The sequence below is a fragment of the Tropicibacter sp. S64 genome, from assembly GCF_049803835.1.
Taxonomy (GTDB): Bacteria; Pseudomonadota; Alphaproteobacteria; order Rhodobacterales; family Rhodobacteraceae; genus Pacificoceanicola.
In genome coordinates this window covers 227,178-238,450 of the sequence record NZ_JBNAGK010000007.1, presented here as the reverse complement: position 1 = coordinate 238,450, position 11,273 = coordinate 227,178, and the positions used below count along the sequence as shown (strand labels likewise).

Annotated in this window: 11 protein-coding genes; 6 read left to right on the top strand and 5 right to left on the bottom strand. The window is 65.6% G+C overall.

Features of this window, described 5'->3' with window-relative positions; genetic code table 11:
* Positions 1–37: 37 nt before the first annotated feature.
* On the bottom strand, positions 38–1,057 hold the full coding sequence (locus ACP159_RS13335) for an ABC transporter substrate-binding protein (protein ID WP_425100220.1): 1,020 nt from the start codon (positions 1,055–1,057) through the stop codon (positions 38–40).
* A gap of 241 nt (positions 1,058–1,298) precedes the next feature.
* Here ACP159_RS13335 and ACP159_RS13330 point away from each other — a divergent pair, with 241 nt between their 5' ends.
* From ACP159_RS13330 to ACP159_RS13305, 6 genes are all read left to right on the top strand, one after another.
* Entirely contained in the window at positions 1,299–2,468 is a 1,170-nt protein-coding gene (locus ACP159_RS13330; RefSeq protein WP_425100219.1) for a GAF domain-containing sensor histidine kinase, read from the top strand.
* Entirely contained in the window at positions 2,465–3,181 is a 717-nt protein-coding gene (locus ACP159_RS13325) for a response regulator (protein ID WP_425100218.1), read from the top strand. The genes ACP159_RS13330 and ACP159_RS13325 overlap by 4 nt, the downstream gene beginning before the upstream one ends.
* A gap of 137 nt (positions 3,182–3,318) precedes the next feature.
* Complete coding sequence (locus tag ACP159_RS13320) at positions 3,319–4,377, top strand: extracellular solute-binding protein (protein ID WP_425100217.1); 1,059 nt, start codon at positions 3,319–3,321, stop codon at positions 4,375–4,377.
* 74 nt (positions 4,378–4,451) lie between these two features.
* The gene (locus tag ACP159_RS13315) at positions 4,452–5,540 is read left to right on the top strand and encodes an ABC transporter ATP-binding protein (RefSeq protein ID WP_425100216.1); all 1,089 of its coding nucleotides are present in this window, start codon (positions 4,452–4,454) and stop codon (positions 5,538–5,540) included.
* A complete protein-coding gene (locus ACP159_RS13310) occupies positions 5,537–6,394 on the top strand; it encodes an ABC transporter permease (RefSeq protein ID WP_425100215.1) in 858 nt (285 codons plus the stop codon). Before ACP159_RS13315 ends, ACP159_RS13310 begins: the two co-directional genes overlap by 4 nt.
* 4 nt (positions 6,395–6,398) lie before the next feature.
* A complete protein-coding gene (locus ACP159_RS13305) occupies positions 6,399–7,250 on the top strand; it encodes an ABC transporter permease (RefSeq protein WP_425100214.1) in 852 nt (283 codons plus the stop codon).
* Between the two features lie 5 nt (positions 7,251–7,255).
* Here ACP159_RS13305 and ACP159_RS13300 read toward each other — a convergent pair whose 3' ends face one another.
* From ACP159_RS13300 to dctP, 4 genes are all read right to left on the bottom strand, one after another.
* Positions 7,256–7,936, bottom strand: a complete 681-nt coding sequence (locus ACP159_RS13300; protein ID WP_425100213.1) for a GntR family transcriptional regulator — start codon at positions 7,934–7,936, stop codon at positions 7,256–7,258.
* Between the two features lie 68 nt (positions 7,937–8,004).
* A complete protein-coding gene (locus tag ACP159_RS13295; protein ID WP_425100212.1) occupies positions 8,005–8,784 on the bottom strand; it encodes an HpcH/HpaI aldolase family protein in 780 nt (259 codons plus the stop codon).
* Complete coding sequence (locus tag ACP159_RS13290; RefSeq protein ID WP_425100211.1) at positions 8,781–10,199, bottom strand: FAD-binding oxidoreductase; 1,419 nt, start codon at positions 10,197–10,199, stop codon at positions 8,781–8,783. The genes ACP159_RS13295 and ACP159_RS13290 overlap by 4 nt, the downstream gene beginning before the upstream one ends.
* A gap of 65 nt (positions 10,200–10,264) precedes the next feature.
* Positions 10,265–11,272, bottom strand: a complete 1,008-nt coding sequence (gene dctP, locus ACP159_RS13285) for a TRAP transporter substrate-binding protein DctP (protein ID WP_425100210.1) — start codon at positions 11,270–11,272, stop codon at positions 10,265–10,267.
* Position 11,273 lies beyond the last annotated feature (1 nt).

Here is an 11,273-nt window from a genome sequence, read left to right as displayed (position 1 = left end):
CACCCCGCGCCGGTTCGACAGGCGCGGGGTGGAACAGTTACTTCGCGTCGGCGATGACCGCCTGCGCATCTTCCAGCGCATAGGACACGTTGGCGACGGAGCCTTCCGGCGTGGTGGCCAGCGCCTCGTCGAGGCCATCCTGCGTGATCTTCAGGAACGGCACGGTCAGGTCCTTCGGCACCTCTTCACCGGCGAGGATCTGCTGCGCGACCCAGAAGGCCAGCGAAGCCACGCCCGGCGCAATCGACAACGACATCGTCTCGTAGCCGTTGGCGTCACGCTGCTCGGCCCACCATTTCAGCTCGTCCTGACGGTTGCCCAGCACGATCAGCGGCGTCGGACGCCCAGCCGCGGCAAAGGCCTGCGCGGCGCCATAGCCGTCGCCGCCTTGGGTCACGACACCGACCACCTCGGGCAGCGAGGGCAGCACGCCGGCAACGGCCTTCTGCGCCACGTCCTGCGCCCAGTCGCCATGCACGGAGCCGACGATCTCGAACTGGGAGTGCTCTGCCACACCCTCATGGATGCCCTTGGAAATCTCGTCATCGACGAAGACCCCGGCAAGGCCGCGGATTTCCAGCAGCTTGCCGCCATCCGGCAAGCGACCCGCGAGGTAATCCACCTCTTCCTTGCCCATGGCGGCGAAATCCACCGCGATGCGCCAGGCGCAGGGCTCGTTGACGATGCCGTCGAAGCTGACCACGATGATGCCCGCGTCGCAGGCTTCCTTCACCGCGCCGTTCAGGGCGGTCGGAGAGGCGGCGTTCAACACGATGGCGTCGTAGCCCTGCAGGATCATGTTCTGGATCTGCGCGGCCTGCTCCGTGGCCTGGTTCTCCGAAGTGGTGAAGGCATCGGCGGCAGCCACCACGCCCTCGTCCACCGCCTGCTTTGCCGTCTCCTCGTAGGTCTGCAGCATGGCCTGCCGCCACGAGTTGCCCGCGTAATTGTTCGACAGGGCGATCCGCTTGTCCGAGGTCGCCGAAAGATGCGAGCCAGCCTGCACGGCGCCCGCCACGAGGGACAGCGTTGCCGCGCCCATCAGTAACGTCTTCATGTTTTCCTCCCTGCGCCCTGGGCGCTCTTTATCGGTGATCCGCGCCGGTCGGGGACGGGCACGAACAAGGCGGATGGTGGCCGGGCCTTTGCCACCTGTAAAGGATACCACCCGCAGACTTTTTGCGGGTTCCCGCAAGATTCCTGCGGGTTCTGGTGTTTTCTTTTGGCCCTGCGGAGCGCACAGTTGCGGGACCACGCATCCACCGCCGCCAGAGCGGGCGCGTGGCCAGGGAGGAGACATGGCTGACACGCGACCGGACGAGCGCACCGACGCTCTGATGCTGTCCATTGCCGGACATCTGGCGGAGGTGACCGACATCAGCGCCGCCCTGGACGCGGTGGCGGAGGACATCGCGCGCATTGTCCCCTTCACGCATTGCGACATCTGCCTTCTGGACCGGCCCGGCTGGGTGGTCAGCCACGAGGTCGGCATCCGCACCCGCTGGTCCCGAGCCTCGACGCGCATCGACTTTTCCCCGATCCGCGACCTGCTGCTCGGGCGTTGCGACGTGATGCTGAGCGACGATGCGACGCAGGACCCGCGCTACACCTTCCCCGGCGCCACCAGCGAGCCGATCGTCAACCACCGGCTGCGCAGCCGGGTGAACGTGCTGTTGCGCGTCAAGGGGCGAACCATCGGCACGCTGAACCTGTCGCATTCGGGGCTGGGGCTCTACGACGGCCGAACCGTGGCCCTGGCCCGGCAGATCGCCGCCATTCTCGCGCCGTGGTTCCATATCCTGCACCGTGCCGACCGCGCCCGGCGCGCGCCGCACGGCGCGGCCGCCAGCGACGAGGGTCTGCGGCGCGGAGCGCTGGAGCTGACGCGGGCAATGGATCAGGAGCGCCAGCGCATCGGCATGGGGCTGCACGACCAGACCCTGGCAGATCTCTCCCGGCTTCTGCGCGAGGTGACCGCCGAGACTCCCCTGCCCCGCGAGGCCATCGCCGGGCGTCTGAGCGAGACCATCGACGACTTGCGCCGGATCATCGACACCGCCGTGCCGACACTTCTGGACCTGTTCGGTTTTGCCCACGCGGTCCGGGTTCACCTCGAACGCGCGGCGGGCGAGGATGGCCCCCGGCTGTCCGTGGTCGACCTGACCGAAGGCGGCCCGGACCGGCTCGACCCCACCGTGCGCACCGCGCTCTTCCACATCGCGCAGGAGGCGATCAACAACGCCACCCGCCACGCCGGGGCACAGAGCATCGACGTAACCGTGGACCAGCCCTCACCCACCACTCTGACCGTCACCATCCGGGACGACGGTTGCGGCATCCCGGCCAGCCCTGCGCGGCAATCGGGGCTTCTGCACATGCGCACCCGGGCGCGGCTCATCTCGGCACGGCTCGACGTGCTGGCTGAACAGGGCACCGTGGTGCGCGTGACGCTGAGGGCCGTGGCATGAGGGTGCTGCTTGTCGAAGACGACCAGTTCCACGCCTCCTACATGGAAGACGTTCTGGCCGAGACGCTGCCCGAGGTCACGGAAATATTCCATGCGGTGAACGGCGAGGAGGCGGAGAACGAGGCGCGGGCGCTCGCCATCGACGCCGTGGTCATGGACCTGCGCATGTCCACCCGCAACGGCATCGAGGCGGCCCGCACGCTCTGGAGCGAACGGCCGGAGACGCGCATCCTGTTCTGGTCCAACTATGCTGACGAGGCTTACCTGCGCGGCATCTCGGCCATCGTGCCGGAAGACAGCGCCTATGGCTACCTGCTCAAGACCGCCCCGCGCGACAGGCTCAAACTGGCGCTCCGGGCGGTGCTCGTGGAAGGGCAGATCATGGTGGACCGCGAGATCCACCGCCTGCAACGCCGCGTCGCCTCCCCCCGCACGACGCTGGACGACAGCGAGTTCGCCGTCCTGCTCGACCTCGCCCTCGGCCTGCAGGACCGGCTGATCGCCGAGCGGAGGGGCATGTCGCTGCGGACCGTGCAGAACCGCCTGCTCTCGCTCTACGAGAAGCTCGGCGTGGAGGACGATGCGGACCCGGACGCTCCGATCAACAAGCGGGTGCGTGCGCTGAACCGGGCGCTGGTGACCCGGACGTTGAACGTCGAAACGCTTGAGACCGCGCAACGCGACTTCGAGCGCTGGAAATCGGCGCGGTCCTGACCGGGCACCGCCGCGCCTTCACGCAACTGTCGCAAACCCGGGACATAAGCGGCGCGATGGCTCCGGAAGAATTTGACCAAATGGTCAACTGAGCGCATTCTGACCGGAATCACAAAAACCGACAGAGAGGATCAACCATGACCAGAACTTTCCTTCTGACCACGACCCTGCTGGCCACCCTGACCGGCGCCGCGCAGGCGGACACGCTGCGCCTGCTGACCTGGGGCGGCTATGCGCCCGATGACGTGGTGCAGATGTTCGAGGAACAGACCGGCCACACCGTGGAAGTGACGAAATCCAACAACGAAGAGATGATCGCCAAGCTGCGCGCCACCGGCGGCGGCGGCTTTGACCTCGCCCAGCCGTCGCAGGACCGCATCATGGGCCCGCAGCAGGAATTCGGCATCTACAAGCCCATCGACGTCTCGAAGCTGAACAAGGATCTCTTCATTCCGTCGATGCTCGAAGCGACGATGAAGAACACCACCGTCGATGGCGAGGTCTATGGCGTCCCGCACGTCTGGGGCACCTCCGGCCTGGTGGTGAACACCGCCGAAGCGGGCTCGGTCAAGGATTACACCGACCTCTGCGCGCCGGAAGTGGCGGGCAAGGTTTCCTACCGCCTGAAGCGCCCGACCCTGATCGGCTTTGCCTTTGCCATGGGCGAAGACCCCTTCGCGGCCTATGGCGACGAGGCGAAATACACCGAGATCATGGAAAAGGTCGAAGCCAAGCTGATCGAATGCAAGGCCAACGTCAAAGCCTACTGGGGCGGCGGTGACGAGCTGATGAACCTCGTGCGCTCCGGCGAAGTGACCGCCTCCATGGCCTGGGACACCGGCGGCTGGAAGCTGAACGACGACAACAAGGACATCACCTTCGTCGCGCCCGCGTCCGGTGCGCTTGGCTGGATCGACACCTTCGTTCTGCCCGCCAAGGGTCAGGCGGATGATGCGGCCTATGACTGGATCAATTTCGTGATGCAGCCGGAAATCGCGGCGAAGATCACCGCAGCGGCGGGCAACTTCACCGCCTCCAAGGGCGCGGACGAGTTTGCCGAGGACGCGCTCAAGGCCAAGTATCAGGCCAGCTTCCCGCCCGAAGCCGTCGACAACATCAAATGGTATCCGCCGGTGCCCGCGGGCCTCGAGCAGATCGAGGGCGGCGTTCTCGACCGCGTGCAGGCGGCGAACTGATCGCTTCCTGACCTGACCAGGGCGGCATCCGGGCCTTCCGGGTGCCGCCCAAGACCATTTGACGAAAGCCCCCCATGACTCCCGATCTCGCCTGTCTCGACCTCACCCGCCGGTTCGGCGATCACACCGCCGTGGATGCGGTGAATTTCACCGTTCCACCGGGGACGTTCTTTTCCATCCTTGGCCCCTCCGGCTGTGGCAAGACGACGATCATGCGCATGATCGCCGGTTTTCTCGAGCCGACCTCGGGCGACATTCGCATCAAGGGCAAGTCCGTGCTGGACGTGCCGCCGAACAAACGTCCGGTCAACATGGTGTTCCAGCATCTCGCGCTCTTTCCGATGATGACCATTGCCGAGAACATCGGCTACGGGCTGCGCCGCCGGGGCATGGCGAAGGCGGAGATTTCCACCAAGGTTGGCGAGGCACTGGAGCGGATCGGCCTGCCGGGGATCGGCCATCGTAAGGTGACGGAGCTGTCCGGCGGCCAGAAACAACGCGTCGCCATCGCCCGCTGCATGGTGCTGGAGCCGGATGTGCTCTTGCTGGACGAACCGCTCGGGGCGCTGGACCTGAAACTGCGCGAGCATATGAAAGTCGAGCTTAAGGCACTGCAGGCGGCCTTCGACACCACCTTCGTCTACATCACCCACGACCAGTCCGAAGCCCTCGTCATGTCCGATCAGATCGCGGTGATGAACAATGGCCGCTTCGAGCAGGTCGGCACCGGGCAAGACCTCTACTACCGCCCCGAAACGCCCTTTGTCGCCGGGTTCATCGGCGAGGCGAACAAGTGGCAGGGCGTGGTCGAGCGGGTCGAGGGCGACCGGCTCTCGCTGCGCACGGACAGCGGGCTGACCATGACCGGCGCGGCAAGGGGCCTGACCCCCGGCGACCGGGCGCAGGTCTTTGTCCGGCCTGAGTCCATTCGCATCGCCGGGGACGCGTCCCAGCTCTCCGCCTTCGACAACCTGCTCGAAGGGGCCGTGTCCGAGATCCTCTTCAACGGCGCGGCCAGCCGGGTGCAGGTGACCGACGACGCCGGCGAGGTGATCGAAGTCACCCTGCCCCAGTCCGGTGAATACGCCACGCTGAAACGCGGCGACCGGGTGCATGTGGGCTGGTCCGGCGCGCAGGGCAACGCCTTCGCGGTGGCCCCATGAGCCGGACGAACCGCATCGCCTTCTACCTGCTGCTGACGCCGCTGGTGCTCTGGCTTGGCCTGCTCATCATCATCCCGCATATCGACATGTTCCTCGTGTCGATCCGCGAACGGGTCGCACGCGGGCAATACGAACTCAGCCCGGCGCAGTATCTGACCTTCATCAATGAACCGCTCTACATCTGGACCTTCATCCGCACCGCCGTGATGTCGGTCCTCGCCACCGCCATCACGCTGCTGATCGCCTTTCCCGTCTCCTACTACATCGCCAAGATGGCCCGCGGGCGGCTGCAACAGGTGCTTTTCATGCTCTGTCTGATCCCGTTCTATGTCTCCGAACTCGTGCGCACCTTCGGCTGGATGATCCTCCTGCGCGAGACCGGGATCGTGTCGAACCTTCTGCAATGGTCAGGCCTTGCGGATCAGCCGGTGGAGATGCTCTACAACGACGCCGCCATGATGATCGGCCTTGTCTATACCTCGATGTTGTTCATGGTCGTGCCGCTTGTCACGACGCTCGAAAGCCTCGACGACTCCGTCATCGAGGCGGGCTATGACCTTGGCGGCAATGGCTTTTCCGTCCTGCGCGAGATCGTCATTCCCCATGCCATGCCGGGTATCGTCTCCGGCTGCATCGTCGTCTTCATGCTCTCGCTCGGCAACTATCTCACGCCCACCATGCTCGGCGGCAAGGACAGCCTGTGGTTCACGGAGATGATCTACAACCAGTTCATCGTGCGCTTCAACTGGGAGCTTGGCGCGGCCTTCGGTTTCATGCTGCTGCTGCTGTCCTCCCTGATCGTCTGGTCGGTTCTCAAGCTGACCGGCCGCACGCTGCAAGAAACGCTGGGGTAAGGCCATGATCCCGACCATCCCCCAGCCGCGCAGTTTCGGCCTGATCTACGGCGCCTATGTCGTCCTCTTCTTCCTCTTCCTCGCCCTGCCGCTCACGGTTGTCGCGGTCTTTGCCTTCAACGACAGCCAGTTTCCATCGCTGCCCTGGCAGGGCTTCACCTGGAACTGGTTCTTCGGCGACGCACGCCCGCAGATCGGCGTGTTCCACGAACGCGGCATCCTGCGCGCGGTCGGCACCTCCGCCTTTGTCGCGCTCTGCGTGGCGATGCTCTCCGTCGCGGTGGGCACGACAAACGCCTTTCTCTTCAACCGCTACGAATTCCGCGGCAAAGGGCTGCTTTACGTGCTGATGCTGCTGCCGCTCGTGATCCCCGGAATCGTGCTCGGCATCTCGATCCTCGTGTTTTCCTCAACCGTCGCCAACGGTCTCTGGGACGCGGCGCAGATCGACGTGCAGGCGCTCCGTCCCGGGCTGCTTCTCGTGATCCTCGGCCAGTTCAGCTTCATCACGACGATTGCCACGCTGGTCATCACCGCGCGTTTGCAGAAATTCGACCGCACGCTGGAAGAGGCTGCGCTGAACCTCGGGGCGAGCCCGCTGACAGCGGTCTTCACCATCACCATCCCCTTCCTCGCCCCCGCGATGATCGGCGCGGTGGTGGTCGCCTTCCTGATGAGCTTCGAGAATTTCAACACCACGCTGATGCTCGTCGGCTCCGACGCGCCGCTGACCATCGCCATGTTCGACCGGCTCAAGGAAGGCTCGACACCGCTCCTGAACGCGGTTTCGCTCCTCCTGATGCTCGGCTCATCGCTGCTCGCGCTGGTGGTGATCCTCTTCCAGAAGAAGGACTGACCCGCCTACTGCGCCGCCTTCGACAATTCGTCGATGGCGTCCGACCGGATCGAGGTGATGTGGTTGCCGAGCACCGCATCCACCCGGGCCCAGTCGCCGGCGCGGAGCCCTTCGACGATCTCGACGTGTTGATCGAAACTCGCCTCCCGACGCTGCTTGAACCGGGCATTGAGCGCCGTGCGGATCGTGGCGATCCGCGCCTCCACAAGGTGAAAGGCGTTCTGCACCAGGGAGTTGCCGCAGAAATCGAAGAACAGGTTGTGGAATTCTGTGTCGAGCCGGACATAGCCGTACTCGTCCCCCGCCTCCATGCGCTCGCGCATCTGTCCGATACTGTGGTCCAGCGCATCCAGGAACGGTGCCGCACTTTTCTGCATGGCCAGCCGCAGCGCTTCGCGCTCCAGCATCAGCCTGTAATCGCAGATTTCCGCGACTTCCTCGGTCGTGGGGCTGAAAACGAAGCTGCCGCGCTTGGGTCTCACGGTAACCAACCCGGTGAACTGCAACGCGCTGAGCGCGTCCCGTACCGGCGTGCGGCTGACCCCGAAGGCCGCCGCCAGCTTGTCCTCGGAGATGTTCTCGCCAAAGGTATACTGCCCCTCGATGATGGCCTCGCGCAGCCGTTCGATGACGATTTCCGTCAGCGTTCTCGGCTGTTCGATGCGCATCTTGGGGTCAGCGGTCATGCCAGCGGGCCTCGCGTTTTCAGGTCGGAGGAGAGCCTAGCCCACCGGAGTGGGCCGGGCAACGGCGCTCAGGCCAATTCGGCGTCCCGCGCCTTGGCGGCCTCGGCGGCGGCGTTCATCAGGAACGAAATGTCGTTGACCCCCGCCACGAGGTGGAAGCCCTTCGCCCGGAGGTCCGCCCAGCTGCGCCCGCCGCCCGGCACCGTGGCCAGCAGCTTGCCCGCCGCCGTGACCTTGGCCTCGACCTCGGCAAAGGCGGCCTGCGGCACGGCATGGTCCATGTTCTCCATGTGACCCAGCGTGGCGGCAAGATCGTTCGGCCCGAGGAAGACGCCGTCGATGCCCTCGACCGCGCAGATCTCCGGCAGCGCCGCGACACTCTCGGGGGTCTCGCATTGCACGAAGACCAGAACATCCTCGTTGGCGGTCCGCTTCGCATACTCGGGACGGGTGCCGAAGCCGGACCCGCGCACGATGGGCGCGGCGTAGCCCCGGCCGATGCCGCCCTTGCCGGTCTGCGGGTAATGGCAGGAGCGTGCAATCGCCGCCGCCTGCTCCGCGGTGTTCACCATCGGCACGACGATGGAGCGGAAGCCGCGGTCCAGCACCTTCTTCAGCATCGTGTCGGTGCCGTCCGGTACCCGCAGGATCACCTCGCCGCCCGCCGCCTCGACAGCCCGCGCCACCGCGACCCAGGTTTCCAGATCGCCGACGCCGTGCTCGCCGTCGATCAGCACGACGGGCCAGCCGTGACGGACGAGGATCTCGGCCACATCGGCATTGCCAAGCTCGGCCCAGGCGGCGGTGATGAATTCGCCATTGAGCAGGCGGGATTTGACGGCGTTCATTCGGAAACCTCGGAAGTTGGAGTGTCTATGACCTTGCCCGGATTGAGCAGGCCTTTGGGGTCGAGCGCAACCTTGATCCGCGCCATCAGCGCAAGTTCCTCGGGGCTGCGGGTGTAGGGCAGATACGGTTTCTTCAGCAGACCAATGCCGTGTTCCGCGGAGATCGTGCCGCCGAACTCCCGCACCGTCTCGTAGACGATGCGGTTGATCCGGTCCATCGGCTGCTGCCTCGCGCTGCGGTCGAGCGCCACGATATGCAGGTTTCCATCGCCGATGTGGCCGTAATAGACCGAGAGCGCCTCCGGCATGGCCTCCTTCAGCCGCGCCCGGCAAGCGTCTGCAAAGGCGTTCATGCCGGACTGCGGCAAACCGATGTCGAAGGCGCAATGCGGGCCGAGCACCGTGGTGAACTCGGCGCAGGCGTCGCGCACGCCCCAGAAGTCCTTGACGTCCTGAAGGCTCTGCGAGATGGCCGCGTCCGCGATCACGCCCGCCTCGAACTGCGCCTCGATCCAGGCCATGAAGCGCGGGCCGTCGATGGCCTCGTCCAGACCCTGCGATTCGAGCAGGACATACATGGCGTGCTGGCCTTCGAGCGGGCTGCGGGTGCCGACCTCTTGCGTCACGACCTGCCAGTAATCCGGCCACATCACCTCGAAGGCGGAAAGCATCGGCCCCAGCCCGCGCCGCGCCGCTGCCAGCAGTTTCAGCACATCGTCATAGGAATTCAGCCCGCAGAGCGCCGCGTTCACGCAGCCCGGTTTCGGGTGCATCCGCAGCACAGCGCGGGTGACGATGCCGAGCGTGCCTTCGGAGCCGATGAACAGTTGCTTGAGGTCATACCCGGCGTTGTTCTTGATCATCTTGTTCAGGCCGTTGATCAGCGTGCCGTCCGGCAGGACGTATTCCAGCCCGAGGATCATCTCGCGCGTCATGCCGTAGCGGATCACCCGGTTGCCCCCGGCATTGGTGCCGATGTTGCCGCCGATATGGCAGGAGCCGCGCGCACCAAGGTCCAGCGGGAAGAAGAACCCTGCTTCGTCCGCCGCCTTCTGGATCACCTCCAGGGGCGTTCCGACCCGCACGGTCATGGTGGCGGCGGCCTGGTCGATCTCCTCGATCCCGCCCAGGCGCTCCAGCGAGATCGCCACAGCGCCTTCAAGCGGATGGCTGCCCCCGGCGAGGCCGGTCAGCCCGCCCTGCGGCACCATCGGCACGCCGTGGCGGGCGCAGATCGCCACCGCTGTGGCCACCTCCTCGGGCGAGCCCGGACGCACCACCGCCAGCGGCGTCACCGCCGGAAGATAGCTCGTATCATGCGTATTCCGGGCGGGCCGGTCGTCGCCGGTCAGCAGCGCGGGCCCGGAGAAGGCGGCGGCGAGATCGGCAAGGCAGGAGGTCGTGTCCAAAGGCATGTTGGCTCTCGGCAAGAAGGGAAAGGGACCGGCGCCCGGGGAGTGGGCGGGCGCCGGTCAGGAGGTCAGTTGCGGATCTTGGCCAGCTCTTCCATGAGCCGGTCGAAGTTTTCCTTGCCAACGGACTCCATCGAGGTTTCCCAGACCGGAGAGACCAGCTCGCGCAGCTTGGTCATCTCTTCCGCCGGCATCTCGGAAATCTCCATGCCCTCGGCGGTCAGCTTCGCGGCGGCCTCACCCACGGCGGCGCGGGAACGTTCGATCTGGGCATCGCGGGCGGAGGCCGCACAAGACGCCATCAGCGCCTGTTCATCGGCGTTCAGGCTCTCCCACACACCCCGGTTCACCAGCACCGGGTTCGGCGAATAGGCGTGGCGCGTCAGGGTCAGGTATTTCTGCACCTCGTAGAACTTCGTGGCCTCGATCAGCGGCAACGGGTTTTCCTGCCCGTCCACGGCGCCGGTCTCCAACGCGGTGAAGACCTCGCCAAAGGCCATCGGCACCGGGTTCGCGCCGAGACGGCGGAAGGTGTCGAGGAAGATCGGGTTCTGCATGACGCGGAAGTTCAGCCCCTCGAAGTCGGAAACCGCCTTGATCGGGTGCTTGGAGTTGGTGGCGTTGCGGAAACCGTTTTCCCACATCGACAGCATGACCAGATCGTGCTGCGGCATCTTCTCCGCCACGTAATCGAAGAACGGCCCGGTCATGATCGCGTCGACCTCCGCGTCGTTCTCGAACATGAACGGCAGGGTCAGCACGCCCAGCGCCGGCTCGATGCCGGCAATCGCGGCGGAGCCGGTCACCACCATCTCGATCGAGCCGGAGCGGGTGGCCTGAGTCGCATCGGCGTCGTCACCGAGCTGGCCCGAATAGAAGCCGCGCATCTTCATGTTGCCGCCGGACCCCTCTTCGAGGCAGGCGGACATCGACTTGATGCCGGTGGCAATCGGGTGATCCTCGGCGGCGCCGCTCGATACCTTGAACGTGTGCTTGCCATAGTCCGCGGCAAGCGCCGGGGAAGTCAGAGCCGTGGCGCAAAGCGCCAGCGCGGCGAAAGTCCTGGTCAGTGTCATG